Here is a 26877-nt window from a genome sequence, read left to right as displayed (position 1 = left end):
GCGCTTGCCTTGGGTTTTGTGCTGTTGCCTAAATCGAGCGCCGCCCGCGCGGCGCATTCGCCGGCTAAGGCCGGCTCCCACATTTGTTGCAACGTGCCGTGGCCTGTGGGGTTGGGGTTGTTAGCCTTGGTGGTTCGGCTTTAGGTCTTTGTGGTTTCGGGCCAGCCTGCTCAAACTTCGCAGCGATCGATTTACCTCAATACGCCAGAGAAAATTCGTACATCTAATTAGGAATCATCTGATTGTGATTGCTTGTTGTCATTGCCACCGTCGGCCTCCTTATTTTTCGCTGAAAGGAGATCGGCAATGTCCGGCAAACCCGCTGCTCGCCAAGGTGATGCTGTCACCTGTCCTAAATGTGGCAAGACCACAATCACCACCGGCTCGCCGAATGTGTTGATCGGTGGCTTGCCTGCCGCCCGTCAAGGCGACTGCACCGCGTGTGGCAGTGAACTGAATGCTCAGGTTATTCCGAATGTGTTGGTCAATGGCCAACCTGCGGTGGTGATGGGCTCACAAAGCAGTCATGGCGGGGTTGTGATTGGCGGCTCTGGTTCGGTGCTTATAGGTAGCGCCGCTGTCCCCGCCTCATTCGGCCAGAGGCCGAGCACCGTCTTGGGAGCCCGGAGTGCCAATCCTGTGCCGCCACAACCCTCAGAGCGAGTCGTCCCGTGGGAGGCCCGCAGCCATGATCTACTGGCGGCAGAGCTGGAGGAGGAAGAGGAAGAAGATGAGCTGGAGGAAGAAACCGCCATCGGCGTTACCCTGCGCATAGGCGTGTTCTTCGATGGCACTGGGAATAACGCCGCTAATACGGCGATGGGGGCTCTGTGTGGCGCCCACCATCCGATCAAGCCAGAAGACCTGGACGCCAGTTGCAAGCCTTACATGAGCGACCCGGAAAGCAGTTACGGGAATGATGTAACCAACGTCAAAAAGCTTAGCGAGCTTTACTACGCGCCTGACAGCGTCGAAGGTGAAGGCCCACAGCGGAAGGCGTTCCGGATGGCCTACATAGATGGCATTGGTACTGAGGCGGGCAAGAAGGACAGCCTGATAGGGGCCGGGGTTGGACGTGGCGAAACCGGTGTGGCGGCACGTGTTCAAGAGTCGTTTACTAAGATACAAGCAGAAATTAAACGTTTTCAGCTGGACAACCCCAACTGCGAAATTACTCGCCTGATCTTCGACACCTTTGGTTTCAGCCGAGGTGCTGCAGCTGCGCGACACTTCGCCAACGAAGTGGCCCTAGGCAATCGCGGGCCGCTAAAAGGGGTTTTTCGAGCGATGTCAAACTCCTTCAGTCGCCGCTTTATCGGTGAGTACCAACAGGATATCCACGTAGGCTTTGTCGGCCTGTTCGATACGGTAGCCTCCATTGGCGGCTTGTCCAACATGGGTAATGTGCGTAGCTCAGTGGCGCCAGGGCTGAAGCTTTACCTGTCACGCCAACTGTTCCCGAATGTTATTCACCTTGTCGCTCGTGATGAGATTCGCAGCAACTTTGCGCTAAACCGGGTTAAACCTGACCATTCAGAGTTCACGTTACCGGGCGTGCATTCGGATATCGGTGGTAGCTATTTCACTGTGGCCGAAGAGCGTGTGTTGGTCAGCCCGATGCAGGCGCTGGATGTCACTCTCAGCACCCAAGTGGAAGCCACTTCGATCTATCGCGATGCGCAGCAAGTACGGACTCAATGGCTCTCCAGGGGTTGGTTGCCTGAAATGCTGGAAATCGTCACCCCAGAGCCCAAGCTGCTTGAGACTGACCCGCAAGATCGTTCAGCTCCCCGACAAAAGCGGGTGTATGCCGCCTTGCAGCTCAAGCGTCAAGTGCGTGGCGAGCTGGCGCGGATTTACTTCAGGGTTATGTACGAGTTGGCCGAGGACAAGGGAGTACGTTTCAGCGATATTCCAGATTTACCTGAATTTAGAGTACCGGCAGAGCTCCAGCCTCTTTGCGATCGCTTCGTGGCGGGAGACTACCGCACCACGCCTGCAGAAGAGCGGCAACTCATGTTGAGGTACATCCATACTTCTGCGCACTGGAATCCACCCGCAGTGATACAAGGCCTTGAACCTCGCACGGGAGTGCTGGCTTATCTCAATACCCCCACCACAAATGCCGTGCGTGTGCAGCATCCTCATGTACCCGACAGGGAATGACAGTGACGCGAAGGTTATGGGGCCTGCTGGGCATTCTGTTGGCAAGTGGGTGCCAGACCATGGACCCCTTGTCAGCAGCACAGGACCCGCACTCTCCCTGGTGGGGGCTTGGCTTTACCGCACCCCGACACATGACAGTCTGGGTCGAAAAGAGCGCTGTAGTCGATATTCAGGGGCAAGTCATCGACCATGGAAGCGGCGGTGTTGCTGGTGTGGGTGAATTCAAGGACGGTGTTGAAACTGCTCGTGGCTGGCGTGCGATTGGTGGTGGTGGAAGATCTGTTGTTGGGGCCGACCTTCCAGTGAGAGTCTTCGTGCGCTGGCAGTCGATTGTCGAGCCACAGACCTACCGAGCCTGGGTGGAGATACCAGAAAGTGCGCGCCAGATCATGCGTACCGCAACGGCGCGTCGGTGCCCTGAAAGCCCTGATAGCCCATCAGCTTACGACGCCACAATGAAGTTAGGTTTGGCTCCTGGCGGTATTGTTCAGGTGTGGGTGCGTGATGAGTGCCACCGCCCGGTCAAGGTAGCTCGTGCTCAGGCTGAGCTTGAGCCCTTAGGCCCGAGCCAAGGACATAACGACGGTCGTTACGCATACAAGATCAGTGAAAATTCCAAACGTTATATTGAGCAATTCGGAATTCCCTACGGAAGCTGGTGAGGCATCTGCTGTGTAGCAGGAGCCTCGAGCCCAATGCTTGGAGCCTCCCTTCGTGATGGGGCAATCAACTTTTGCCCCATTGCGCATTCATGCTAACCTCCTGCCCGTCGCTGCAAATTCAGCGACCGGCTTTGACAGGCCGCAAACATCAAGGCGCACAAGCGCTCCATATCTGATGGCTGACGCTTTTTTTTGTGTCTGCCGTTTCGTGTTATGGCAGCTGTGCGTGGGGCACACTCGTGTGCGCCGGTTTCCTTGATTCCCGGTCTGTCAACCCGCGTACAGCTGCCACCCGTTCTGTTTGACAGCAGAAGATGGCAGCTCAATTGAATCAAGGAGCTGCACTGAAATGAAGATCGTCCCCGATCCACCACCGTTACGTCCCACCACCATCCTGCAAACGGCTCAATACCCCTTCAGTTCCTGCAACAACGCCCACGAATCGCTCTTTCACGTGCGCAGCGGTGTCATCGCCGAAGACGCGCTGATCCATATCGCCCGTCATCTGGAAACCGCGTTCGAAACAGCCACCCGTATCTACAATGTCACGCCCTTGCTCGACAACGGATTGCCGTGGTCCACGGTGTGGTCGGTGGAGTGTGCGAGGACGTTGATCGAGGCGCTGTTAAGCGGTGCTGATGACGTGGTGATGCCGCCCAAGGATGCAAGCGCAAGCGGGTTGTTTGTGCCTGGAACGATTCGCAAGACAGCGCAGAAGGCATTTGGGCATTTCGGTGCCTGTGATTTACCAATGTTCAGTGTGAACAGAGGCGTGCTGGCGGAGGATGCGCTGGTGCATGTTTCGCTGTATTTGCAAGCGGCGTATAGCACGGCGAATGAGGTGTGTCAGCTCACGCCTCGGGCGGCGAGAGGGATGCATTGGGCAACGTTGCATGCCATTGAAACAGCGGCGGCGTTAACGGAGGCATTGTTGGACGCGTCGAGCGTGTAGCCGCTGCCGATAGGTTGCGATCGACCACTGCTCAATATCGATATGAGTTGAGATCGAATGGCGAGCAAAGCTTGCCGGGGCTGATCTCGATATTGAGTAGTGGGCTTTGGACTTGGGTAGGCGTCAGGCTCAATGGCTACCCTACTGGCGTAGAGGTCTGCGAAGCCATGGTTCACGGTAGACCGTACCCGGTAACGTCGGACTCGCGCGGCACGTCCGTGGGCACGTTGGCGATAGATCGCTTCCTGCGCCCGGTCTGCTACCAGAACTCTCCCGATGCGCTTCTGCCGCCAGCACTGCAAAACAGCAATCCGCTCAAGCTAAAACGCCTGATCAATAGCGAGTGGAGCGACGCTGCTGCCGGTTGAACCCATTGCCAAACCCCTGTAGGAGCCAGGCTTGCCTGCGATAGGCCACCACGGTACATCAGGCAAACTGCGGTGCGTTCATCGCGAGCAAGCTCTGCTCCTATGTATGGACTCGCCCCCACTATCAACCCGCTTTTGAACACTGCTACCCGGCTGCATCTATGTATAAGGCCTACTCGAGGAAGCCTGATCGGCTTCTGGCCAACATTCAATAAGCTCGCGGTATGCCAATTACGTTAAGGCCTCAAGGGCCAGTAGGAGCACAGGCATCAATCCGCGACGGTCTGACCTGGGGTCAATGTTCTTTAGCAAGGGTTGGAGCGCTTTAACGCCCCGGTGGCAGAACTCTGTGGATCAGTGACTCATCGTCGCCTCCTGGACATTGCCCATGTGGCGACGATAGGTCTGCTCGGTTTTCAGTAATACCCAGACGATGCGTAGGGTACGGTTGGCCAATCGGACGGCCGTTTCCTTGCGACCCAAGCGACACAGCCAGCGCAGCAAGCGCCGGTCATCGGGTTGTTCCGAATCAGGCCGCACCTGTCTCAAGACCGCATGCGCGCCCTGGATCGCCAGGCTGCGTAGGTAGGCGTCGCCCTGCTTGCTCATCTTGCCCAGCCGGATTTTCTGTCCGCTGCTGTGCTGAGTGGGCACCAAACCAAAGTAGGCGGCAAACTGGCGTGCGTTGGCGAAGCGCTCAGGCTCGACCTGCTTGGCCAGCAGCGCGGTGGCGATGATCGGACCGATGCCACGCACCGTCATCAACCTTTTTGCCGTCTCATCCTGCTGTGCAGCCGTTTCCAGCCGGCCGGTCAATACGCTGACGCGCTCGCCCAACTGGCTCCATTCGCCGAGCAGCTCAGCAATCAGCTCGCGCAGCAGATCCGGCAGCGGCTGGGTGGCATCCTCGAGTATCCGCGGCACCACCCGGCTGATCGCCGCCTCACCTTGCGCCAAGGCCACGCCATGCTCGAGCAGCAAGCCACGCATCTGATTACCCATGGCCGTGCGCCGCCGCACATAGCCCTGGCGGGCGCGATGCAGTGCCTGCATGGCCAGCGCCGCGGCACTTTTGACCGGCACTGAGACAATCCGACTATCTCGACCCGCCCGCAAGATCGCATGTGCATCGTTGCGATCATTCTTCGGCCCGCTGCGATGATCGGCCACATGCTGCGCAGGCAGGATCCGCACCGGGTTGCCTTGGGCCTGCAGCAACCGCGCCCATGCCTGAGCGCCTGGGCCTGTTTCCATCAGCACCATGACGCTCATGGGCAGTTGGCGAAGAAACGCCTGGAAGGCTTCGCGCGATTTGATTCGGTCCTCGTACACCACTTGGCCCAGGGCGTTTTCCCCGGCCACCTGGAAGACCCTCTTGGCAAGATCTACCGAGACGGTCGAACAGGTTGCTAGGTCGGCTGAAGACACAGAGTGATTGTTGGTCGTATGCTTTTTCATGGGCTCGCCCTCGCTGTCGTTGGCTTCTTTATAGATGCCACCGTGGCGCATAGACGCCTCGGTTGGGGCGAGTCCATGTAATTACAGTTGGCCGCGGTCACCGCAGGTCGGCAGCCGAATCCTGATCAAGGGCGCCGAACCGTCGCGATGGCATCACCGCGGTATATCCGACATACGGGCGGTGATGCCATCGCGACTAAAGTCGGCTCCTACCCTGCCGGCGAATAATCAACCGGGTGAGCATGACGTCGCGTCTTCATCAACCCCAACGCAACGATCACGATGGTCAACGCACCGGTCGACAACACTTCACTGCGATGCGCTGGCATGACAACCATGACCCCGAGCGCAAAGACGATGAATGCGATGACCAACCAGGTCAGCCAAGGGAACAGCCACATCTTGAACTCGATGTGGGCGTGGGCCTTGTCGAGCTTGGCACGCATGCGCAATTGCGAGATCGCGATCACCAGATAGACCAGCAAGGCGATGGCGCCGGAGCTGGCGAGCAGAAAGGCGAACACTTGCGAGGGTGCGAAGAAATTCAACGCCGTGGTAGCAAGGCCGATCACTGTGCTGGCAATCACCGCACCCCGAGGGACGCCCGCCGATGAGGTGCGCTGCAGGAACGCCGGTGCTTCCTGGCGCTTGCTCAGCGAGTACACCATCCGCGACGAGATATAGATCGCCGAGTTCAGGCAGCTGGCCACCGCGAACAGCACCACGATGTCCACGAGGGTTTTGGCGTGCGGGATGTTCATGATTTCCAGCGCGCGCTGGTACGAACCCTGAACCGGCAGCAGCGGGTCATTCCAGGCCACCACGGAGATGATCACAAAGATGGACAGCAGGTAGAAAATGCAGATCCGCCAGATCACCGATTTGGTGGCCCGTGCGATATTTTTCGCAGGGTCCTTCGACTCTGCCGCGGCAATGGTCACCGCCTCCGTACCGACAAAACTGAACATGGTAGTCAGCAGCGCACCGATGATCGCTTCCCAGCCATTGGGCATAAAGCCGCCGTATTCAGTCACCAGCCGCGCCACACCGCTCACCTCACGCTCCGGCAGCCAGCCCGCCAGGGCACAGGCGCCGAGTGCAATGAACGAGACGATCGCCACCACCTTGACCATCGCGAACCAGAACTCGAACTCGCCGTACTTGGCGACACTGAACAGGTTGGTGAGGGTCAACAGTGCAGTGACACCGAGGGCGAACATCCAGGTTTCCACCTGGGGGAACCAGCTGTTGAGCACGGCGCCGGCGGCAATGGCTTCAAGGGGAATCACCAGCACCCAGAACCACCAGTACAGCCACCCGATGGTAAACCCGGCCCAACGCCCGATGGCCTTGTCGGCGTAGGTGGAGAACGAACCGGTGTCTGGCGAGGCGACGGCCATTTCGCCGAGCATCCGCATCACCAGCACCACCAACAGCCCAGCCAATGCGTAGGCGACGATTGCAGAGGGCCCGGCCGCGGCGATGGCATGGCCCGAACCGATAAACAGCCCGGCGCCGATAATGCCGGCGATGGAGAGCATGGTGACGTGTCGCTGCTTGAAGCCAGCCGCCAGGTTGTCATCACTCGATGTTGTTTTCAGAGACATTAGGGAGCCCTTTGTTTTTTTAATTAAGGCAAATCATCGACGCCAGTGATCCGCGCAAGGCGGCTGTTATCGATCAGGTCTGAAAGGGTGAAGATACGGCGAGAGGAAAGAAAACGCGGAAGATGTGGGGGTGTGGCTGTTCGGGGTTATGCATCCTGCACCTCAAGTATCCATGTGACCGAGGTTGATGCTACGGCGCAGGGTCCGTCGTCGAATCGACTCAAAGCGGCATGTCCTGCTCTGCCTGCGACATGGGATCGGTGCGGTCTGCCTGAAACACCATGGCGTCTGCATCGCGGGTAAACCCGGCTCCTACCCCCGATTGGCGGCGTACACCCAGGTAGGAGCAAGCCTTGGCTGCGATAGGCATAGGTATCTACACAATTCTGGGGCAGCGCGGCTCTTGTAGCCGCTGCCGAGGTACGAGGCTGCGATCGGCGGCGAAGCCGTCGTAAATTCAGGCCCTTCGGTGTGCCTGATGGATTACGGTCTCAGGTTTTACGGCCGCTTCGCTGCCGATCGCAGCCTCGTACCTCGTCAGCGGCTACATTCGTAGCAGTAGACGAGTTCAGCGAGGCCAGGTCCGGGGACGTAGTCCTCGCAAAGCCTGTACTCGCGGTGTATCTGAATACTGAAGTGCCAGGTTTTACGACTGCTGCGCAGCCGGACGTGGCCTCGTTCTACTCGTCCACTGCTACGAAATGCAGTACACCAAAAGATGTGTAGATACCTATGCTGCGATAGGGCCACCACGGTATGTCAGGCAGGCCGCATTATTCTGCCAGCGCGTTTTGGCGCGGTGCTTTGACCTTGGCCGAGAACACAATCGCCAGCACGATCAACAGCGCTCCACCCAGCATCCGATAAGACGGCGCTTCATGGAACAACCACCACGCGCAGGCGATCGCGTACACCGGTTCCAGCGAAATGATCATACCGGCACTGCGCGCATTCAATCGCTCAAGGCTCTTGATGAACAGGTACTGCGACAGGCCCGTGCAGAACACGCCCAGCAGCGCCAGGTTCAGCCAGTCCTTGGCATCCAGCGCAACGATACCGCTGTAGGCGAACGGCAGCATCACCACCGCCACGGTCACGTTCTGCCAGAACGCCACCTGCACCGCGTCGACGCCTTTGCCGGCGCGCCGATTGGTGATAGCCAACAGGGCGAACGACAAACCCGAGCCCAGGCCCCAGAGCAGGCCGACCGTTCCCTGATTGCCCATATCGAACGAGGGGGTGACCAAGACCAGGCCCAGGGTGATAAGCCCCAGCAGGAGCGATTCGTTGAGGTGGATACGTTCGCGGAAGATCAAGATATCCAGCACCGCGATAAAGGCCGGGAAGCTGGCGAAGCCCAATGTGGCAACCGCCACACCGCCCACTTTGATCGCAATGAAAAAGGTGACCCAATGGGCCGCCAACAGCAGGCCGCTCAAGACAAACAGGCCGGCCTTGAAGGCATCCAGTTGCTTGAAGATCGGGCGTCGTTGCACACACGCAAAGGCCAGCAATGCGAGCATGGCGAAGGCGGCTCGACCCATGGTGATGACGCTGGCATCAGCGTTGATCAAGGCGCCAAAAATACCGGTTAAACCAAACAGCAAAGCAGTGACATGGGCAGAAGTCAGGGCAGTACGATGGGAAGTCATGAGTCGTTTTCTAGAAATGAACATGGGCCAGTGGGTGCATGGGGGCATGCATCGCGCATGGAGCAATAGTGTCTGTCTGAACCCGTCAGCTTTTATTGTTGTCGCAGAAATCAGAAAGATTTTTTGTAGGTCGTTATCACTGCAGCGTGTCGCGCAGATCTGTTCAGGGCATGCCCCTTTCGGCCCGTCAACCGAAAGGGGCATGCTTTACAGCAACGTCTATGCGCGGAGCTTAGCGCTCAGACACATCGATCCAGATGGTTTTCAATTCAGTGTACTGGTCGTGAGCCCAGATCGACTTGTCGCGCCCGCCGAAACCGGATTCCTTGTAACCACCAAACGGCGTCGAGGCATCGCCTTCGCCGAAGCAGTTGACCGTGACCACGCCCGCGCGAATCTCACGCGACAGCTTGATGGCGTGGCGCAGGTTATCGGTGTACACCGACGCCGCCAGGCCATACACCGAGTCGTTGGCCAAGGTGATGGCTTGGTTGATATCGGTGAAGGTCGTGACGGTCAGCACTGGGCCAAAAATCTCTTCCTTGAACAGGCGGCTGTCAGCGCCAACGCCGTCGACCACGGTCGGCTCGACAAAGATGCCGTCCTGGGTCTTGCCACCGAACACCACGTCCAGTTCCTCGACACCGGCCTGGTCGATGTAGGAACGCACTTTTTCAAAATGTGCCTTGCTGACCATCGAACCGATGCGGTTTTGCGGGTCCAGCGGGTTGCCCATTTTCCACTCGCGCATGTGCACATCGATGCGCTCGAGCAGAGCGTCCTTGATGTCGGCGTGAACGATCAGGCGCGAAGACGCCGAGCAGTTTTCGCCCATGTTCCAGAACGCGCCATTGACCACGTGCGAGGCGACCAGATCGAGGTCTTCGACGTCGTTCATCACCACCGCCGGGTTCTTGCCACCGCACTCCAGCACGATGCGCTTGAGGTTCGACTCAGCGGAATAGTGCAAGAACAGGCGACCGGTGTCGGTGGAGCCGGTGAAGCTGACCATGGTCACGTCCATGTGACGGCCCAGCGGTTCGCCGACGTCCTTGCCGCCACCGGTGACGACGTTGAACACGCCCGCCGGAATACCGGCTTCGAAGGCCAGTTGAGCGACGCGAACGGCGGTCAGCGTGGTTTCCTTGGCCGGCTTGACGATTACCGAGCAACCAGCGGCCAGCGACGGGCCGATCTTCCAGGCCAGCATCAGCAGCGGGAAGTTCCACGGCAACACCAGGCCGACCACACCGATCGGCTCGCGGACCACCAGGGTCAGGGCGTCGGAACCGACCGGCGCGGTGCTGTCGTAGATTTTGTCGATCAGCTCGGCGTGCCAGCGGATCATGTGGATGGTTTCAGGAATGTCGGTGAGCTGGCATTCACGAATCGGCTTGCCGCTGTCCAGGCTCTCCATGACCGACAGCTCGACCAGGTTCTCCTCGAGCAGGTCGGCGAAGCGCAGCAGGACCTTTTTGCGTGCGCCCGGCGTCAGCTTGTGCCAGCGCCCGTCTTCATAGGCCTCGTTGGCATTGGCCACCGCCACGTTGACGTCATTGGCGTCACAGGCGGTGATCTCGGTCAGCACCGTGTCGGTGGCCGGGTTAGTCGTGGTGAATGTGCGGCCCGACGGCGAGGTGTAATTGGCGCCGTTGATAAACGCTTGGGTTGGCAGCGTAAGCTTTTCAGCGATAGCGGCGTATTGCGCCGTGGTCAAGAGATCGCTCATGGCTTCAAGCTCCGGTGATCTGCGCGACTTCGCGCTTGAGGGTGGCAATCACGTCCTTGAGGACTTCCTTTTCGTGATCCGCGAGTGGCTGCAGCGGCGAGCGCACGCTGCCGGTCTTCAGGCCGTTCAATTCACAGCCGTACTTGATCGACTGAACAAACTTGCCGGTTTCCAGGAAGTCCATCAGCGGCATGAACGCCGACATGATCTTGCGGCCTTTTTCGAAGTCCTTTTCGATCACGCAGGCTTCATACAGGGCCACGTGTTCACGAGGAATGAAGTTGGAACCGGCACACACCCAGCTGCGCGCGCCCCAGGCGAAGAACTCCAGCGCCTGGTCATCCCAGCCGCAGGACAGCGCGATGTTCGGGAAGTTACGTGCCAAGCGATGAAGCTGGTTCATGTCACCCGAGCTTTCCTTGATGGCGATGATGTTTTTCGACTCAGAGACGGCCGAGAAATACGCCTCGCCCATGCTGACGCCCATGCGGCCTGGGTAGTTGTAGAGCATGATCGGCAGGCCGGCGGCGCGGTCGACGGTCAAGGCATGGATAGCGTTTTCCTGTTCGGTCGGCAGCGCGTAGGGCGGCGAACCCACCAGCAGGGCATCGGCCTTGATAGCAGCGGCCGCCTTGGCGTACTCGACCGAATCTTCGGTACGGGTTGCGCCAGTGCCGACGATCAGCGGCAGACGGCCGCCGATCACATCCTTGGCGTGGGCCGCCAGTTCGATACGTTCCTGAGCGGTCTGGGAGTAGTACTCACCGGTCGAACCACCAATGATGATGCCGTGCACCTTGGCCTCGATCAGCGATTCGAGCACCTGGGCGAAAGCGGCTTTGTCGATGTCACCATTGGCAGCCAATGGGGTGATGGCCGGGGTGTAAATGCCTTCAAATTTCATAGGGGTTTCTCCGTTGAAAAGTCGTGTGTGTTATTTCAGCTGGTGAGCGACGCGGCATCGCGCAAGCTCAGCGAGCGGGTTTCAGGCGCCATCGCCCAGGCCGCGATCAGGCCGACCATGGTGACAACTGCAGCGATATACATGGTGTTGGCGATCCCCAGGGACTGCAGGGAAATGGGCACCAGGTAAGTGCCGACCGCCGCGCCGATGCGAGACAACGAGGTGCCAATGCCGACAGCGAAGGTGCGGATTTCAGTGGGGAACAGTTCGTTGGGGTACACCAGTTGCAGCACCTGGGCGCCGCCAATGAACAGTGCATAAGCGCCAAACAGCACCAGCACCAGAATTTCATTACCATCGGAAAACAGCGCCAGCATCAGCAGCGCGATACCCGACCACAGGAAGCTGTTGATCAGCATGCTGCGACGGCCAATACGGTTGATGAGTTTGGTGGCCAGGATGCAGCCGATCACGAACATCAAGGTGATCGCGATCGAGCCGTACTCGGCCCACTCGCCCTTGAGGTTGAGTGCCTGCAACACCTTGGGTGCGAAGGCATACACGGCGAACACTGGAATGATCGAGCAGGTCCAGAACACCGAGACGAACAACAGGCGCTTGCCATACCCGGACTGCAGCAGGTCCTTGAACGACATTTTCTGCTCGTCCGGTTGCTCCGGCAGGTTGCGCAGCGAAAAGCCATTGCCGTAGACACGCTTGATCACACGATCAGCCTCGGCATCACGGCCCTTGCTCAACAGCCAGCGAGGAGACTCCGGGGTGCCGACGCGCAGCAACAGCAGGCCAAGGCCAATGACCGCGGCGCTGGCCAGCACATAGCGCCAGGTGTCATCGCCGCCCAGGTTGAGAATGGCGTTGCCCACCACGTAGGCGAAGGCTGCACCGGCAAACCACAGAATGGTCAGCGCCGCCAGGCGTGGACCACGCTGTTTCTTGGGCAGAAACTCCACCAACAGCGAGGTGGCGACCGGGTATTCGATCCCCACGGCGACACCGATAATGAATCGCAAGGCGAACAGCCCCTCGACCGACTCAACCCACAACTGCGCCACCGAGCAGACAATGAACAAGGTCGGGGCGATGAAATAGACCTTTTTGCGCCCCAGCCGGTCGGTCAGCCAACCGCCCAGAAAACCGCCAAAAAACACACCGATCAAGGCGGCCGCCGCAATCATGCCTTGCCAGAATTCAGATAAGCCCAGGGCATTGGACATCTGCAACATGGCAATACCAATAATACTGAGTACATAACCATCGACAAATGAGCCGCCGCCAGAGCGCGCGGTCAACAAGCGATGAAAGCTATTGAGTGGAACATCTTCTATGGATACTTGAGGATTTGTCATTATTGTCTCCTACTGCGTCTCGTTTATTGGGCGACTGTTTCTGATCGCCCAAACGTCAAGCGAGTTAAACCCGTCCCGGCAAGTAACGACCTGTCATCGTTCCCCGCCAAACCTTAAATTTATGTCTCGAATCAGTACGCGTTTGTTATATCAACTTTCTTTGCCGGCTCGGCACTGCCCCCACATCAAATTAAGATTAACGCCTGCCGACAACAGGGGTTCCGGTGGGTTTCTGTTCGGGCCTGGAGCCGATAACAGAAACTCGATCAACTCATTCTTTTTACCCGCCAGCCAATCGGCCAATAGCGTACCGGTAACGGTGCCACGCGTAACGCCCAGGCCATTGCAGCACAGGGCGCCATACACGTTTTCAGCCAAGGGGCCAAAGTGCGCCATGTGATTGCGAGACAGGGCCAGTGACCCGCCCCAGGTATATTCAAAGTGAACGTCTGGCAACATCGGGAATCGCCGTTCGAAAGAACTCCGGTGACGCCTGACAAAACGTTGCAGGTATTTCGGGTTGGCATGACCGTCAGTGTTGAGACTGAAACTATTGCGCACCAGCAGACGGTTATCGACCGTGCGGCGCAGCGTGGTACCAAACGGATCGGCCGGGATCACACCCCAATGAGGCGCGCCACCCAGACGGGCCTGCTCGGCCTCGGTCAGCGGGGGCGTCAAACTGGCGTAAGTGAAGATCGGCAGCATGCGGCCTTTCAGGAAGCCGAAGCTCATGGCGAAGGCATTGTTGGTCAACACCAGTTTGTCGGCGACGATACGCCCAGCCTTGTGAGTCAGCACGGTTTTTGGGCCGTACTCCACGTCGGTAATCGGGGTGTTTTCGTAGAGGGTCACGTTGGCTGGCAGGCTGTCGGCCAGGCCTTTCACCAGCGCGGCCGGCTGGATCAGCGCGGTGCCGGGGGTGAACAGCGCTTTTTTGTAGAAGTGGGTGCCTATATGGTCAGGCAGCTCTTTTTCTTCAATGACCTGATAGTCCTGGCCGAGTTTGTCCAGGCCGCGACGATAGGCGTCGAGCACATTGACACCGCGGTCTTCGATAGCGGCCTGGTACTTACCGCAAGCGCGCCACTGGCATTCAATGCCATGCTGATCAACCAACTCTTTCAGAATATTCTGGCCGGCCAGGTTAAGCCGCAGGCTGATTTTGGCGGTGTCGATATCGCCGATGTAATCGTCCGCGCCAATATCATGGGGCAGATCAATGGCAAAACCGGCATTGCGGCCTGACGAGCCGTAACCCACTTCCTGTGCTTCGATCAGAACGATCTCGTCATCGGGAAAGTTGAGCGCCAACTGGCGAGCCGCCGCCAGCCCGGTAAACCCCGCCCCGAGTACGACCCAGCGAGCACTGCGCGTGCCCACATGGGCCGGCCGCGCCATTCTCGGTGCACTGAGATGAAACCAGCCGCAGGTTGAATCATCTGCCGGGGTGTTCGTTACTTTTGCCATGTCTGCAACCTGAATTCTTATTGGGGTAGGAGCCAGCCTTGGCTGCGATGGGCGCACCGCGATGTATCAGGCAAACCGCGGTGATCCCATCGCAGCCGAGGCTGGCTCCTACAAGGGGACATGCGTGAAGCATTAATAATTCAGTGAAACTTCCATTCCTTCCGGCGCTGCATATTCAGCCATGCGACGTCTGGACAACTCCAAGTGGGCGCGAGTAATTTCGCCCGCCAATACCGGATCGTTACTTTCAATAGCGCTGATGATCTGTTCATGTTGGTCGGCCGCTATTTCCAAATCTTCCTGCATATCGGCAGTCGTTGGGTGGCGATAAAATATTTTCCCCAACCGCGCATGGTCGATCAGCAATCGTTGCAAACTGGGCATCAGATAAGCATTGCGGGCCATTTTGCCAATGTGCAAATGGAACTCATCGTTATAAAGCACGCGCTTATCGACATCGACCTCTTCGATGGCCTTGCGAAATAGACCTTGTATGCGCTTGAGCTCTTCAATCTCGCTCAAGGTGGCATTGCTGGCGGCCAACTGCGTGGTGGCGATATATATCAGCGGCGCGGCCAGGAAGAAGCTTCTCAGCGATTGATAGCTCATCGACGACACGCGCGCCGCGCGATTGGCTTCAAGCTCGATGTAGCCTTCAGCGGCCATCTGGCGCATCAGCTCGCGTACCGGTGGGCGTGACAGGCCGAATTCCTCGCACAACGCGAACTCGTCGATCGTCGCGCCGGGGGCCAGATCCATGCTCAGGATGCGGCGGCGCAGCGCTTCACCCAGCAATGCCTTGCGATCGGTCGGAAGATCGGCGCCCGCTTTCGGATCGATCTCGGATACTGCCTTCATAGAAACCTTCATGGGCAAAAAATCTGCCTTGTCTACAGTTTGTATTCTCACTATAGATCACAGTATACAGTGTGTCTACAGTCTCGTTGGGTGCCAGGACAAAGCCATGGCGAGGATGTGATGAACGGTTGCGCGCCGCTGAAATCCGGCTGACCGCCAACTCCCGGCGTACCTCTACCATGAAGGCGGTCGCAGGTACATCCAATGGCTCTATTTCACCCGTCGCAGCTCTTTGGACGGCCGATAGCCGAAGAACGCGCTGTAGCACTTGCTGAAGTGGCTGGGCGAAACAAACCCGCACGCCACCAGCACCTCCACCATGGACAATTGCGTGTGCTGCAGCAGCCGCCGCGCCTCGGTAATGCGCAGTTCGATGTAATGGCGCTGAGGAGTCGTGCCCAACTGCTCCTTGAACAGGCGCTCGACTTGTCGGCGCGAGCGGCCGGCGTAACGAGACAACTGCACCAGGCCCAGGGGTTCCTCAAGATTGGCGTGCATCAGTTCGATCACCTCCCGCAACGGGCCGCTGACCGACAGGTGCGCCGTAGGCTTCACCCGCCGGTAGCGAGACGATTCGAAGGCCAGAATGTCTTCGATGCCGTCGGACAAGGTCTTGTCGTTCAAGCCCTTGAGCCATTCCAGCGTCATGTGCAGCGCACCGGCCGGGCTTGAGGCCGTGAGCCGGTTGCGGTCTACCACGAAGGGCTCGCTGGTGACTTGGGCACCCTTGGAGATTTCCGCCAGTGCAGGCCGGTGCTCGGGGTGAATGGCGCATCGATAGCCTTCCAGCAACTGCGCACGCCCCAGAAACCAGGCACCGTTCCACAGCCCCGCCAAAGTAATGCCGGCCTCATCCGCCACCTTTAATAGCTGTATCAGCTCATCATTGGACTTGAGTTCGGTCCGGTAGCCACCGCACACCACCAACAGGTCCAGGTCCTGGATCGCTGCTTTGCTCAGGGCGGCATCAGGGCGAATCACCAGGCCCAGGTCACTGACCACCTCTCCCCCGTCCAGGCCGAAGGTGATCGATGAAAGCAAGGTCGGCCTTAGCAGGTTCGCGGTGACGATCGTGTCCAGCGCTTGCGTGAACGCTGGCAGGGAAAAGTGTTCCAGCAATATAAAACCGGCCCGTACGTGCAGGGTCGGCTGATGCAGGTGCGGGTCCAGATAACGGATGTTTTCCCCTCTCAGAGACCCTCGCATAGCCCCTCGCATAGCCCCGCTGAATTCGCGTCGCTCCATGACGGCCCGCCTACGCCAGCTGGAAGCCATGGGCGAGCGGGTCCTTGTCATCGACAAAGATGGTGTTGTGGCCGATCACTTGGGCCCAGCCGGTCACGCTGGGCCGGATGCCGTCAAAGGCCCCGACCTTGACCGCCGACTCCACCTTGCCTTCGAAAATCGTGCCGATCGGGCTTTCATGGCGGAACGTGTCGCCGACCTGCAAGCGGCCTTTGCCATACAGCTGGGCCATGCGCGCCGACGTACCGGTGCCACCCGGCGAGCGGTCGATGGCCTTGTCGCCATAGAACACGGCGCAGCGGCCATGAGCGGTTGCGCTGCTCGGCTTGTCGCACCAGATCACGTGGTGCACGCCACTGATACGGCTGTCTTCGGGGTGCACGGGATTGCAGACTTCCGCCAGCGCCGCGCGCAGTTTCTGGCTGAGGCCGACGATGTCCGCCGCGGCCAATCCGTCCAGGCCCGCCCACGCTGCCTGCGGCTCGACGACGGCGTAGTAGTTGCCGCCATAGGCAATGTCCACGGTCAGGGTGCCGACACCGGGCACCTCGACCTGCACATCCGCTTGGTGCAGGTAGCTGTTGACGTTGAACAGGCGAATCGACTCGACTGTTTCACCGTTCATCACGTAGGTCACGTCCACTCGCCCAGCCGGCGTTTCGATGGCCAGCGTGCCGGGCTCACGCGGCGTGATCAGCCCCTCCTCGATGGCCACGGTCGACAAGCCAATGGTGCCCGCGCCGCACATCGGCAGGCAGCCACTGACTTCAATGAACAGCGCGCCGAAATCACAGTCTTCACGCACCGACGGGTAAATGATCGCCCCCGACATGATGTCGTGGCCACGGGGCTCGAACATCAAGGCGGTGCGAATCCAGTCGTGGTCGCGGACGAAAATCTCGCGCCGCTCGGCCATCGACACGCTCGGCAACAAGGGCCCGCCGCCGACCAGCACCCGCACCGGGTTACCGCAGGCATGCGAATCCACACAGAAAAAACTACGTCTCATGTCTAAGCCTCAAGCGATTTTACGAGGGGAATGCCGTTGCAACGCACCGCGTGACAACCGGTCCAGCAGCAATGCCACCGCCACGATTGCCAAGCCCGCGCGCAGGCCCAGGCCCATTTCCATCCGCGTCAGCCCGCGAGTCACTTCCGCGCCCAGACCACCCGCCCCCACCAGGCCTGCCAACACCACCATCGCCAGCGAAAGGAGGATGCATTGGTTCAACCCCACCAGCAGGGTGGGTGCGGCGGTCGGTAATTCGATCTTCAGCAAAATGGTGCGCGGCGAGGCGCCGATTGCCTGGCCCAGTTCCAGCAGGTCCTTGGGCAATTGCTTGAAGGCCAGCGTGGTCAACCGCAGCATCGGCGGAATGCCATAGACGATGGTGGCGATGATCGCCGGCACGCGACCCAGGCTGAACAGCATCACGGCCGGAATCAGGTAGACCCAGGGCGGCACGGTCTGCATGACGTTGAGAATCGGCAGGAACGCGGCGTCGACCTTTTTCACCCGCGCGGCCAACACGCCCAATGGAAAGGCAATGGCCACCGAAATCAGCACCGACACCGACACCAGGGCAATGGTTTGCATGGAGGCCACCCACAGCCCCGAGAACAGGCAGAAGGCGAGCATCAATGCGGCGAATATCGCCACCCGCAGGTTGGCAAATATAAAGGCCAGCACCACCACGATGGCGATCGATGCATAAGGAGACGGCGCCAGCAGGACGCTTTCAACCGCGCCCAGCACCAGCTCGATGACCTTGCTGATGAAGGCGAACACACCATGCAGATTGGCGTTGAGCCAATCCACCGCCGGGGCCAGGTATTGGCCCGGAGAGAAAGTAATTTCTGACAGGTTCATTGACTGTCTCCCATCCGCGAACGGGCGGCACTCTGGGCCAGGCGGTCGAGGATCATGGTCAGGATAACGATAGCGATGGCCGCGTTGATGGACTTGGCGATATCCAGCGTGCGAATCGCACCGTAGATGGATTCACCCAGGCCGCCAGAGCCGACGATGCCGGCGATCACCACCATGCCGAAGGCCATCATCAGGCTTTGGTTGACCCCGGCCATGATGCTGGGCAGGGCGAACGGCAAGCGGATCTTGAAAAACATCTGCCAGCCGGTCACGCCACTGGCATCCCCCAGCTCGACGAACTCCTTGGGCGTCATGCGGATGCCCAGTGAGGTCAGGCGCAACGCCGGTGGCACCGCCACGATGAAGGTGGCCAACAGCGCGGTGGCCGGGCCATAGCCGAGCAGCGCAATGGCCGGCAGCAGATAAATGTAGGGCGGCATGGTCTGCACCAGATCGAGCAACGGGTCGGTGACCCGATCGACCGCTGGCGTCAGCCCCGCCAACACGCCCAAGGGAATCGCAACCACCAGGGCCAGCACCGTGGCCGTGATGACCAACGCCAAGGTACTGACGGTCTGCGGCCACAAGCCGATCAGCGCGCAGAACATCAAGGCCAACGCCGACAGCACGGCGAAGCGCACACCGACCATGCGCCAGCCGAGCAATCCGAACAGCAGCGCGATGACGTAGTGCGGCGGATAGCCAATGCACCACTGCACGCCCTCATACAGACCGGTCAGCGCCGTGTTGGCGGCATCAAAAACGAACTCGCCGTTATCGGTCAGCCACTCAAGGCCTGCATCGACGACCGCATCGAACTGGTTGGCAAAATTGGGAATGCTCATGTCGAAGCCTCCACCGCGGTGGCCACCTGCGGAGCCACGAATTCGTTCGGAATGCCCTGCACGCCACGCAACAGATCGCGCAGCGTGATCACCCCGACCACCGCGCCGTTGTCCACGACCGCCAGCGCATCACGGTCGGACTTGATCGTCAGCCCGATCAGTTCATTGATGTCCGCCTCGGGTGTTGTTTTGCTCATGCGGTTGAGGTCGCTGCCCGGGTTGGCAGCCTTGTAGACCTCGACCGGGGTCATCACCGAATGCGCCCTGACCAGGTGCAGCCGGGAGATACCCGCGACGAATTCGGCGACATAATCGTCGGCCGGGTTAAGCACGATGTCTTCTGCCGTGCCGACTTGAATGATCACCCCATCCTTCATGATTGCGATGCGGTCACCGATGCGGATCGCTTCATCCAGGTCGTGGGTGATGAACACGGCCGACTTGCCCAACTCCTTGGTCAACTGGCGGAATTCATCCTGTAGCTGGCGCCGGATCAAAGGGTCCAACGCACTGAAGGGTTCGTCCATCAGAATCACTTCAGGGTCGGCGGTGATGGCTCGAGCCAGGCCCACACGCTGCTGCATGCCGCCGGACAACTCACCCGGATAGCGCGAGGCCCAATCGGTCAGGCCGACCTTGGCCAACGCACGTTCCGCCACCTTGTAACGCTCGGCCTTGCCGACGCCCTGCACTTCCAGGCCGAATGCGGTGTTTTCCAGCACCGTGCGGTTAGGCAGCAACGCGACGCTCTGGAACACCATGCCGATATTGCGTGCCCGCACATCGCGAAGCTGGGCCGGCGTCAGCGAGGACAAATCCTTGCCCTTGACCAGCACCTTGCCGGCGCTGGGGGTGATCAGTTTGTTGAGTAAGCGAATAAGGGTGGATTTGCCACTGCCGGACAACCCCATGATGCAAAAGATCTCGCCTCGGCGAACCTGCAGACTGACATCGGATACCCCGACCACACAGCCATAGTTCTGCAGGATCTGGGTCTTGCTCAGCCCCTCCTTGATCACTGCATTCATGGCAGCGGGAGCGTTCTGACCGAAAATTTTCCAGACTGACTGGCAATCCACCAGGACTTCATTGACGTCTTTATTGGCCGTTGTCATGTTGCAACCTATCTACCCGTGCACCGGGCCTTGTTATTGATCACGTGTCGGCAGTGGCAAAACGATGGGGCGTTAGCGTTTTTTCACGTTGACCCAGCGAGTCATCAGTTCCTGGTGCTTATCGGTCCAGTCCTTGACGGCCTGCTCCATGGTCTTGCCGTCCTTGACTTCGCCGTTGATGGCGGTGATATCGGCCAGCGGTACATACACACCTGACACGATTTCACGCGCATGTGGGTATTGAGCGGAGAAATCCTTGTGAGCGATCCAGTAGTAACCCTGCGCCGGTGGGAACACCGCTTTCGGGTCCTTGAGGAATTTCAAGTCGAACTTCTGCGCCATCCAGGACGGCTCCCAGATCGTCACGGCAATGGGTTCTTTACGATCGACAGCGGACTTCAGGGCGGCGGTCATGGCGGCGGTACTGCCTTCGACCAATTGCAACTTGATACCGTATTCACTCACGGCCTTGGTCGCGTCGCTCATCAAACCGGAGCCCGGTTCAATGCCGATGATCTTGTTATTGAACTTGTCGGCGTTGTCATTGAGCTGATCCAACGAGTCGACGTCCACGTATCTGGGAACGGCAATGCCTTGATAAAGGCCGAACGACACCGGCGACAACTTCTCCAGCCGGTTTTTGTTCTTGTTCCAGTAATCCTGTGCGGCGTAGTCGGTCTGCGAGGCCAGCATTTGAATATCACCCTTGCTCAACGCGGCATAGGCGATACCCCACTCGGAAAACTCAATGACCTTGACGGTATAACCGTCGCTTTCGAGGGCTTTTTTGGTAATACCGGTGATCGGCGTCAAGTCTTCCCACGACAAGGTGCCCATGGTGATGTTTTTTTCTTCGGCCTGAACGGGCAATACCGTCATGCCCATCAATGCCACTGCACAGACTGCTTTCCAGATTCTTTTCATCGTCTTTCCCCGGTCGATTGGTTTTTATTGTTGGTCACCAAACCGCGGACAGGAGTGAGCTCTCTGCGCTAAATAAAGCACACGGCTTATTCCTGAACGCTTGAAGCGTTATTACTTACGTGATGTCGAGTGGTTCAAAAAGCGCCTTGTCAGGGTCGCGCTTGAAATCAGACTCGCACGCATCCGAAACACCGTCAATGACCTGTATTCTTTATGTATACAATTAAAATACTACCAGGATACACACATTGAATTTTATTTCCCTTTGAAAACAATCACTTAATTATTTTTGACGTTGCCCGATGGGTCGCTAATAGATAAGCCTTCTGTCGCAAATTGAATGCCGGACCCATGAGCATTCACGCGGGCCGAAAAAAAGGGCGATCAGGTGCGACAGACCATTGGCTGTCTGCGGCACGGTAGGAGCAGAGCTTGCTCGCGATGGCATCGCCGCGGTCTACGTTCGTTATCGCAGTGATGCCATCGCGACCAAGGTCTGCTCCTACAGAGTAGACAAATTGTATACTTGCGATAGACAATGCCGAAAAGGGAACTGGAGTCACAAAAATGCACAACATCACATCGCTTCCTGCCGACGATTCTCAACCCGGCTGGTTCCACACCAGCGCAGCGCGTCAACCGCGCCCCGCTCACTCTGGACGCAAGGAGGCTCGCTGGACGATTGTCGGGGCTGGCCTCACGGGGCTTGCGACTGCGCGGCAATTGGCCCTCAATTTCCCTAATGACGAGATCGTGCTGGTGGAGGCGCAGGAAGTCGGCTTCGGTTCTTCGGGCCGAAATGCAGGCTTTGCCATTGATGTGCCGCACGACATCGGCGCCAAGGATTACATTGGCGATGTGACCACGGCCAAACTGATCCTTGAGCTGAACACCCTCGGGCAGAATTACCTGCGCGCCATCGTCGATCAGAATGGCATCGACTGCCAGCTCTCGGATTCGGGCAAGTACCAGGCCGCCGTGGGCGCCAAGGGCATCGCTATTCTGGAAGCGTACCGCAGCGGTCTGGCGAAGATCGGTCGGTCCTCAACCATGATTGAAGAGAAGGACCTGCCGGGGCATATCGGTACCTCCTACTACAAGAAAGCGCTGCACATCCCTGGCACCTTGTTGCTGCAACCGGCGGCGCTGGTGAAGGGGCTGGCTGATCATCTGCCGGCCAATGTCACCCTGTATGAACACACCCCCATCACGTCGATCGAGCAGGGTACGAAGATCACGCTGGTGCATGATCGCGGCACGATCGTCACCGACAAGCTGATCCTCGCCAACAACGCCTTTGCATCGCACTTCGGCTTTCTAAAGAGCCGCCTGCTGTCGACGTTCCTCTATGGCAGCCTGACACGCCAGTTGACCGAGGACGAACAGTCTCGCCTGGGCGGCAGCCCGGTCTGGGGCGTGATCCCCGCGCACCCGTTCGGCAGCACCGTGCGTCGCACCGTCGACAACCGCATCCTGATCCGCAACAGCTTCAATTTCTACCCGGATGGCCGGCCAAGGGCGAACGCGCTGCAGCGACATATCCCGACTCACCGCAAATCATTCGAGCGGCGCTTCCCCATGCTCGGCAATGTGGATTTTGAATATTCCTGGAGCGGCGCGATCTGCCTGTCGGAAAACCATGAAGGGTTCTTCGGGCAGCTCGCCCCGAATGTCTACGGCGCCCTGTGTTGCAACGGCCTGGGCATTACTCGCGGAACCGCCACCGGGAAGCTGCTGGCTGACTGGATCGCCGGTGAGCGCAATGAGTTGATCGACTTCCTGCTCGCTTCGCCTGGGCCGAACAAGACCCCACCGGAGCCGTTCTTGTCGATCGGTGTCAACTCCGTCTTGAAATGGGGACAGTTGCGCGCCGGCCTTGAGGTTTGACCCGGCATGGGCCAATGTAGGAGCGGCGGGGGCGCCTAGCCTTTAGCCGCTCCTACATGTCACTCGTGCGCTTCTCCCCGAAGCAACGCGATGGCCTGCTCTGTCGTTCTGATATCGGCACACCAGGCCGCCAAGGCATTGACCGATGCGTTGTGTTCAGCATCACTCAACGCGGCATTGGCATCGACAACCAAGATGACCTTAAAGCCCAATTGATGTGCGTCGCGAGCCGTTGCACCACAGCAACAGTCGGTCAAGGTGCCTGAAATGAACACCGTATCCACGCCACGCGCCTTGAGCACCTCCAGGGTGTGCGAATGCCCATGGGTGAAGGCGCTGAATCGTGTTTTGTTTAAAACAAGATCCTGTTGACTCACCTCCAACCCCGCGACCAACGCATGCCCATGGGAGCCATCCTGAAAAACCGCGACCTGAGTCCTCGCAAATTCATCACTCTGGAAACCCTGAAAATAGACAGCCCAATCGCCAGTGGTGGTCGTGGTGAAGCGCAAAAACACATTCACGCCTCCCCGCTCGCGCAGCTCATGAGACAGTGAGTTGATGTTCCCAATAATGTGTTTAGCCATGGGAACCTCTAACAGCGCGCCCTCTTCTACAAATCCATTTTGCATATCAATAACCAGATGCGCCGCACAACGCGCGTCTACCTCTCGGTAAGCAAATTCCTGCCCTCCTTTCATCTTGTAATAGCGAGCACGGATATCAGGTTGGATCTGGGTAGGGTGCATAGAGGTTACCTTTTATTATTTTATGGTTTCGCGGTTAGCAATACGCGAGTCCGTGGAATCAGCGAAATACGTTCTCCCCTTGGTCGCCACGGCGAGCCCAACATGAAGCACAAAGGCGACAACGAATCCAATATAAGCCGCCAGGCCATTCACTATGGGGTCACTCACCGTCAACCACAGGTAGGAGGCGACAGAGGTGCCCACCAGCAGCGCGGTGATGCCCACCGGGTTATACCGACGAATTTTCGAGGTACGGTATTCAATGGGCCCCGTCACGATTTTAAGCAGGCCCCGTACGACGGTAATGTCAGCGACCACACAGGCCACCCAGGACAGCAAAAAGATGCCCGTCCACTGCAGGAATACATACAGATTGCCTAGCACGTCAAACCACATCAACCCGATGCACGCCACGGTGACGCCCAAGAGCCAAAAACGGCGACCCAACTGACTCGCGCCGACGATTTCAGAACCCGATGCAAACGCCACGGAGCTCACGTGAAGGTTGGTCAAGTTCACCCGGATCTGCGACACCCAGGCCAACACGACACCCGGCACCAGCCCCAGCAAGCCAATAAAGTAGATCGAAGGGTCAGCACTGCCGGTAATCAGCGTGAAATACATGCCCAGAGGAATGGCCCCGAAGAACAGCAATGCATACGGAAGCACGACGCTATAGATAGCCTTGCGCTTGAACTCAGCGGGACGGATGAAGCGATTATAATCCGCCGCCTCGAAGGGGTTGATGCCGACCGTACCCGCCAACGCAGCAAGAACGCCAACCACACCCACCACGCCCCCGACTGCACCCGGCGGCATCGCCGTAAAAATATCGTCAGGCATACCTGCGTTTTTGTTCCAGGCGACGATGATCGCCCACGCAAGGAGAATGACGTACAGCACGATCGTCCAACTCAAGATTTTAGTCATGGCACTGATTCCGTTCCAAGCCATCGGAAGGAAGATCACTGCCACGAGGACATGCCAAATGTGATCAGGCAGGTCCCAAATCTGGTCAATGGAGTGCGCCAGTATCTGGCCCTCTGCTCCCGCGTAGATAACAAAGGTGCCGGCATAGATTAATGTCGTGAGTACCGAGCCCGCGGCGCCAAAACCTGCACCTCGGGTCAGCAGTTCCCCGGTCAACCCCTCCTTTGAAGCGGTGTGCGAGACGATCAGGGTAAGGACAATCAGCATACAGAACGAAATGGCCAGCGCGATCCAGGTCGACGCGGCGCCACTTTTATTCAGGAACAGACCGCCCACCAAGACAAAGAAAAACGCCGTGACAAAACCCACCAGCACACTCAGAACAGCGCCGGCACTGCGTTTGGCATGGTCGGGTACTCTCGTTCGCGCATAATCATCATGCTGTGCCTGATCGACATCATCGGTCGCGTGATCGAGGTGATCCAAAAGAGGAGTGCTGACTTTCGAAGCATTGGACATGTTAGGTCTCCACCAGAAGACTGGCTAATCAGAAATGATATTCCGTGATAAGCAGTGGGGTATTACCCCGAGAACCACCGGTATGGTCAATCGATTCATCCGATCCATACATATTGCGCCAATGCTCATAGGCCACGCCGGCCTTCAACCCCGTGGCGCCGATATTGAACAAGTAACTGACCCGCACCAATACTTCGGTTTTTGTATCATTACCAAACCCGTCTTCTCCTTTGGGCCCGATAACGCAAGCAAACCCGCCAATCTCACCCGGCCCCATCGGAATACTCCAAACGGTGCCCGCAGACCACGTGGTATCGTAACTGACATCCTGCCCCACGATACCGTTATGATTGGTCTCTTTATACGCACTTACGTACATGTCCCATAGCCCTTTCTCCAGGGGCATCGAATAATTAAGGCCAAGACGAAACTTCCGGGGGCGAGAACTGAATTCGGTATTTTTTGTGCCCAAGTCCACCCTCAATAACGCAGACACTCTGCTTAGTGCATCGTCAGGCGCTGAACTCAACCCAAACACAGAGAGCGGCACGGTTCTTTGGTAGAAGCCATACATTTCCTGGGCACCGTCGTTGCTGTTCACCGCCGGATCTTGACCGTCTGAGACGAGCGTATCCAACGTAAAGAAGTTCACACCATAGTCGTCACCGTTCACATGAGTGAAGTTATAAATAGTTTTGGTGATACCGCGACCGATGCCCGCCTCGGAAAAGTGCGTGCCGTACCGGACACCTAATGAATTATCACTCCAGGGAGCAGAGTGTGCACTGAATGAGGCCAGTAATGCACCTCCGATAAAAACCGAGCCCCACGCTATTTTTGTTTTCATTTTTATTATCTCGATTAAGGTTAAATCAGTGCTACGTTGCGCGGCTGGCCAGCCGCGACATCACACAGGCTCCCAAAGAACGGTGAGCCCTGCTGAATCCTTTAAATCAGACACAAGGGGGTGACGCTGAGGGCATTGACCTTTCCAGCATTGAGGGGTGGGTTGTTGTTTTCATAGATGACCGCCTCGATGAAATAAAGAGGTGTATCGGCCCCTCACACAGGGGCAGGCATCACATCGCGATTTCCGCGTACGTTAACAGCGCATACGTTCTTTGCGCGCCTAGTGAACCGATTGCTTCACACATTATTCCCGACGACCAAAACCATACAAAGCACCCTAAATACCTAGACGAATCCGTCATCGAGCTGCTCTTAGGCTTCAGCCGTGTCGCGCCTTCCAGCTGCTTACGAGTCCGATACTACAGCGTGTACATCCTATTGTCATCGGTGTTTTGGGCGTACACACACGACCTGTCGCAATCGAGCATGCCGCTCATCCGACATGCAGATTACCGCCCCCTCTCCACCCCAGGAGTCATGGGTGTTGTAGGGGTTCCAGCCCCTTCAAGCAAAGCGCTTAAAGACCCGTAAGCCTTCCTGTTTACGACAAGAAATTCGTCAAACTTGGCATTTGAAACAACCCCAACCTATTCTTCTAGGTTGTTTTGGCGCCCAATCGCGCACCTCATTCCAAGGTGCGCCCTACCCAGAAGTCCGTGGCTGCGCGAGAACAAGCAAAGCCCCCTGGATC

General features: G+C 58.1%; 22 protein-coding genes and 1 pseudogene. 5 read left to right on the top strand and 18 right to left on the bottom strand.

The window, feature by feature from the left end; genetic code table 11:
- Positions 1–306 precede the first annotated feature (306 nt).
- From AC3IX4_RS11490 to AC3IX4_RS11475, 4 genes and pseudogenes are all read left to right on the top strand, one after another.
- On the top strand, positions 307–2166 hold the full coding sequence (locus tag AC3IX4_RS11490; RefSeq protein WP_489260639.1) for a PAAR domain-containing protein: 1860 nt from the start codon (positions 307–309) through the stop codon (positions 2164–2166).
- Positions 2163–2828, top strand: coding sequence for a DUF2931 family protein (locus AC3IX4_RS11485; RefSeq protein ID WP_489260638.1), 666 nt, complete (start codon positions 2163–2165; stop codon positions 2826–2828). The genes AC3IX4_RS11490 and AC3IX4_RS11485 overlap by 4 nt, the downstream gene beginning before the upstream one ends.
- 349 nt (positions 2829–3177) lie before the next feature.
- Entirely contained in the window at positions 3178–3780 is a 603-nt protein-coding gene (locus AC3IX4_RS11480; protein WP_489260637.1) for a hypothetical protein, read from the top strand.
- A 131-nt stretch (positions 3781–3911) separates the two neighbouring features.
- A pseudogene (locus tag AC3IX4_RS11475) lies at positions 3912–4148 on the top strand (aldehyde dehydrogenase (NADP(+))); the annotation flags it as partial.
- Positions 4149–4502: 354 nt separating this feature from the next.
- On the opposite strand, the gene AC3IX4_RS11470 reads toward AC3IX4_RS11475, so the two are convergent.
- The 15 genes from AC3IX4_RS11470 to AC3IX4_RS11400 all read right to left on the bottom strand — a co-directional run bounded on the left by AC3IX4_RS11470 (position 4503) and on the right by AC3IX4_RS11400 (position 21192).
- Complete coding sequence (locus AC3IX4_RS11470) at positions 4503–5606, bottom strand: IS110 family RNA-guided transposase (RefSeq protein ID WP_489261215.1); 1104 nt, start codon at positions 5604–5606, stop codon at positions 4503–4505.
- 209 nt (positions 5607–5815) lie between these two features.
- Positions 5816–7213 carry a GABA permease gene (gene gabP / locus AC3IX4_RS11465; RefSeq protein WP_489260636.1) on the bottom strand — a complete coding sequence of 466 codons (1398 nt, stop codon included), beginning with the start codon at positions 7211–7213 and terminating at the stop codon, positions 5816–5818.
- 220 nt (positions 7214–7433) lie between these two features.
- A complete protein-coding gene (locus AC3IX4_RS11460; protein ID WP_489260635.1) occupies positions 7434–7583 on the bottom strand; it encodes a hypothetical protein in 150 nt (49 codons plus the stop codon).
- Positions 7584–7986: 403 nt separating this feature from the next.
- Entirely contained in the window at positions 7987–8865 is an 879-nt protein-coding gene (locus AC3IX4_RS11455; RefSeq protein ID WP_489260634.1) for a DMT family transporter, read from the bottom strand.
- A 232-nt stretch (positions 8866–9097) separates the two neighbouring features.
- Positions 9098–10594, bottom strand: coding sequence for an aldehyde dehydrogenase (locus tag AC3IX4_RS11450; protein ID WP_489260633.1), 1497 nt, complete (start codon positions 10592–10594; stop codon positions 9098–9100).
- A gap of 4 nt (positions 10595–10598) precedes the next feature.
- Positions 10599–11498, bottom strand: coding sequence for a dihydrodipicolinate synthase family protein (locus AC3IX4_RS11445; protein WP_489260632.1), 900 nt, complete (start codon positions 11496–11498; stop codon positions 10599–10601).
- A gap of 35 nt (positions 11499–11533) precedes the next feature.
- Complete coding sequence (locus tag AC3IX4_RS11440; protein WP_489260631.1) at positions 11534–12865, bottom strand: MFS transporter; 1332 nt, start codon at positions 12863–12865, stop codon at positions 11534–11536.
- A 150-nt stretch (positions 12866–13015) separates the two neighbouring features.
- A complete protein-coding gene (locus AC3IX4_RS11435) occupies positions 13016–14335 on the bottom strand; it encodes an NAD(P)/FAD-dependent oxidoreductase (RefSeq protein ID WP_489260630.1) in 1320 nt (439 codons plus the stop codon).
- Between the two features lie 132 nt (positions 14336–14467).
- Positions 14468–15193, bottom strand: a complete 726-nt coding sequence (locus AC3IX4_RS11430) for a GntR family transcriptional regulator (protein ID WP_489261272.1) — start codon at positions 15191–15193, stop codon at positions 14468–14470.
- A gap of 210 nt (positions 15194–15403) precedes the next feature.
- The gene (locus AC3IX4_RS11425; protein WP_489260629.1) at positions 15404–16438 is read right to left on the bottom strand and encodes a GlxA family transcriptional regulator; all 1035 of its coding nucleotides are present in this window, start codon (positions 16436–16438) and stop codon (positions 15404–15406) included.
- A 10-nt stretch (positions 16439–16448) separates the two neighbouring features.
- Positions 16449–17447 (bottom strand): 4-hydroxyproline epimerase, encoded by a 999-nt coding sequence (locus AC3IX4_RS11420; protein WP_489260628.1) that lies wholly within the window; start codon positions 17445–17447, stop codon positions 16449–16451.
- Positions 17448–17456: 9 nt separating this feature from the next.
- Complete coding sequence (locus AC3IX4_RS11415; protein ID WP_489260627.1) at positions 17457–18308, bottom strand: ABC transporter permease; 852 nt, start codon at positions 18306–18308, stop codon at positions 17457–17459.
- A complete protein-coding gene (locus AC3IX4_RS11410) occupies positions 18305–19153 on the bottom strand; it encodes an ABC transporter permease (protein ID WP_489260626.1) in 849 nt (282 codons plus the stop codon). The genes AC3IX4_RS11415 and AC3IX4_RS11410 overlap by 4 nt, the downstream gene beginning before the upstream one ends.
- The gene (locus tag AC3IX4_RS11405; RefSeq protein ID WP_489260625.1) at positions 19150–20268 is read right to left on the bottom strand and encodes a quaternary amine ABC transporter ATP-binding protein; all 1119 of its coding nucleotides are present in this window, start codon (positions 20266–20268) and stop codon (positions 19150–19152) included. The genes AC3IX4_RS11410 and AC3IX4_RS11405 overlap by 4 nt, the downstream gene beginning before the upstream one ends.
- A 72-nt stretch (positions 20269–20340) precedes the next feature.
- Positions 20341–21192, bottom strand: coding sequence for a glycine betaine ABC transporter substrate-binding protein (locus AC3IX4_RS11400; RefSeq protein WP_489260624.1), 852 nt, complete (start codon positions 21190–21192; stop codon positions 20341–20343).
- A gap of 567 nt (positions 21193–21759) precedes the next feature.
- Between AC3IX4_RS11400 and AC3IX4_RS11395 the strand changes: the two genes are divergently transcribed.
- Positions 21760–23079 carry an NAD(P)/FAD-dependent oxidoreductase gene (locus tag AC3IX4_RS11395; RefSeq protein WP_489260623.1) on the top strand — a complete coding sequence of 440 codons (1320 nt, stop codon included), beginning with the start codon at positions 21760–21762 and terminating at the stop codon, positions 23077–23079.
- A gap of 59 nt (positions 23080–23138) precedes the next feature.
- On the opposite strand, the gene AC3IX4_RS11390 is transcribed toward AC3IX4_RS11395, so the two are convergent.
- From AC3IX4_RS11390 to AC3IX4_RS11380, 3 genes are read right to left on the bottom strand one after another with little or no spacing between them, the layout of a single operon-like run.
- Entirely contained in the window at positions 23139–23828 is a 690-nt protein-coding gene (locus AC3IX4_RS11390) for a cysteine hydrolase family protein (protein WP_489260622.1), read from the bottom strand.
- A 15-nt stretch (positions 23829–23843) separates the two neighbouring features.
- A complete protein-coding gene (locus AC3IX4_RS11385; protein ID WP_489260621.1) occupies positions 23844–25277 on the bottom strand; it encodes a purine-cytosine permease family protein in 1434 nt (477 codons plus the stop codon).
- A gap of 28 nt (positions 25278–25305) precedes the next feature.
- Positions 25306–26124, bottom strand: coding sequence for a hypothetical protein (locus AC3IX4_RS11380; RefSeq protein WP_489260620.1), 819 nt, complete (start codon positions 26122–26124; stop codon positions 25306–25308).
- Positions 26125–26877: the final 753 nt, after the last annotated feature.

The organism is Pseudomonas sp. KH_021, assembly GCF_057838865.1.
This window is presented reverse-complemented; position numbering and strand designations above follow the sequence as displayed.

Coding starts and splice junctions, on each gene's coding strand:
- AC3IX4_RS11490 (WP_489260639.1), top strand. CDS start 307: ATGTCCGGCAAACCCGCTGCTCGCCAAGGTGATGCTGTCACCTGTCCT.
- AC3IX4_RS11485 (WP_489260638.1), top strand. CDS start 2,163: ATGACAGTGACGCGAAGGTTATGGGGCCTGCTGGGCATTCTGTTGGCA.
- AC3IX4_RS11480 (WP_489260637.1), top strand. CDS start 3,178: ATGAAGATCGTCCCCGATCCACCACCGTTACGTCCCACCACCATCCTG.
- AC3IX4_RS11470 (WP_489261215.1), bottom strand. CDS start 5,606: ATGAAAAAGCATACGACCAACAATCACTCTGTGTCTTCAGCCGACCTA.
- gabP (WP_489260636.1), bottom strand. CDS start 7,213: ATGTCTCTGAAAACAACATCGAGTGATGACAACCTGGCGGCTGGCTTC.
- AC3IX4_RS11460 (WP_489260635.1), bottom strand. CDS start 7,583: ATGCCTATCGCAGCCAAGGCTTGCTCCTACCTGGGTGTACGCCGCCAA.
- AC3IX4_RS11455 (WP_489260634.1), bottom strand. CDS start 8,865: ATGACTTCCCATCGTACTGCCCTGACTTCTGCCCATGTCACTGCTTTG.
- AC3IX4_RS11450 (WP_489260633.1), bottom strand. CDS start 10,594: ATGAGCGATCTCTTGACCACGGCGCAATACGCCGCTATCGCTGAAAAG.
- AC3IX4_RS11445 (WP_489260632.1), bottom strand. CDS start 11,498: ATGAAATTTGAAGGCATTTACACCCCGGCCATCACCCCATTGGCTGCC.
- AC3IX4_RS11440 (WP_489260631.1), bottom strand. CDS start 12,865: ATGACAAATCCTCAAGTATCCATAGAAGATGTTCCACTCAATAGCTTT.
- AC3IX4_RS11435 (WP_489260630.1), bottom strand. CDS start 14,335: ATGGCAAAAGTAACGAACACCCCGGCAGATGATTCAACCTGCGGCTGG.
- AC3IX4_RS11430 (WP_489261272.1), bottom strand. CDS start 15,193: ATGAAGGCAGTATCCGAGATCGATCCGAAAGCGGGCGCCGATCTTCCG.
- AC3IX4_RS11425 (WP_489260629.1), bottom strand. CDS start 16,438: ATGGAGCGACGCGAATTCAGCGGGGCTATGCGAGGGGCTATGCGAGGG.
- AC3IX4_RS11420 (WP_489260628.1), bottom strand. CDS start 17,447: ATGAGACGTAGTTTTTTCTGTGTGGATTCGCATGCCTGCGGTAACCCG.
- AC3IX4_RS11415 (WP_489260627.1), bottom strand. CDS start 18,308: ATGAACCTGTCAGAAATTACTTTCTCTCCGGGCCAATACCTGGCCCCG.
- AC3IX4_RS11410 (WP_489260626.1), bottom strand. CDS start 19,153: ATGAGCATTCCCAATTTTGCCAACCAGTTCGATGCGGTCGTCGATGCA.
- AC3IX4_RS11405 (WP_489260625.1), bottom strand. CDS start 20,268: ATGACAACGGCCAATAAAGACGTCAATGAAGTCCTGGTGGATTGCCAG.
- AC3IX4_RS11400 (WP_489260624.1), bottom strand. CDS start 21,192: ATGAAAAGAATCTGGAAAGCAGTCTGTGCAGTGGCATTGATGGGCATG.
- AC3IX4_RS11395 (WP_489260623.1), top strand. CDS start 21,760: ATGCACAACATCACATCGCTTCCTGCCGACGATTCTCAACCCGGCTGG.
- AC3IX4_RS11390 (WP_489260622.1), bottom strand. CDS start 23,828: ATGCACCCTACCCAGATCCAACCTGATATCCGTGCTCGCTATTACAAG.
- AC3IX4_RS11385 (WP_489260621.1), bottom strand. CDS start 25,277: ATGTCCAATGCTTCGAAAGTCAGCACTCCTCTTTTGGATCACCTCGAT.
- AC3IX4_RS11380 (WP_489260620.1), bottom strand. CDS start 26,124: ATGAAAACAAAAATAGCGTGGGGCTCGGTTTTTATCGGAGGTGCATTA.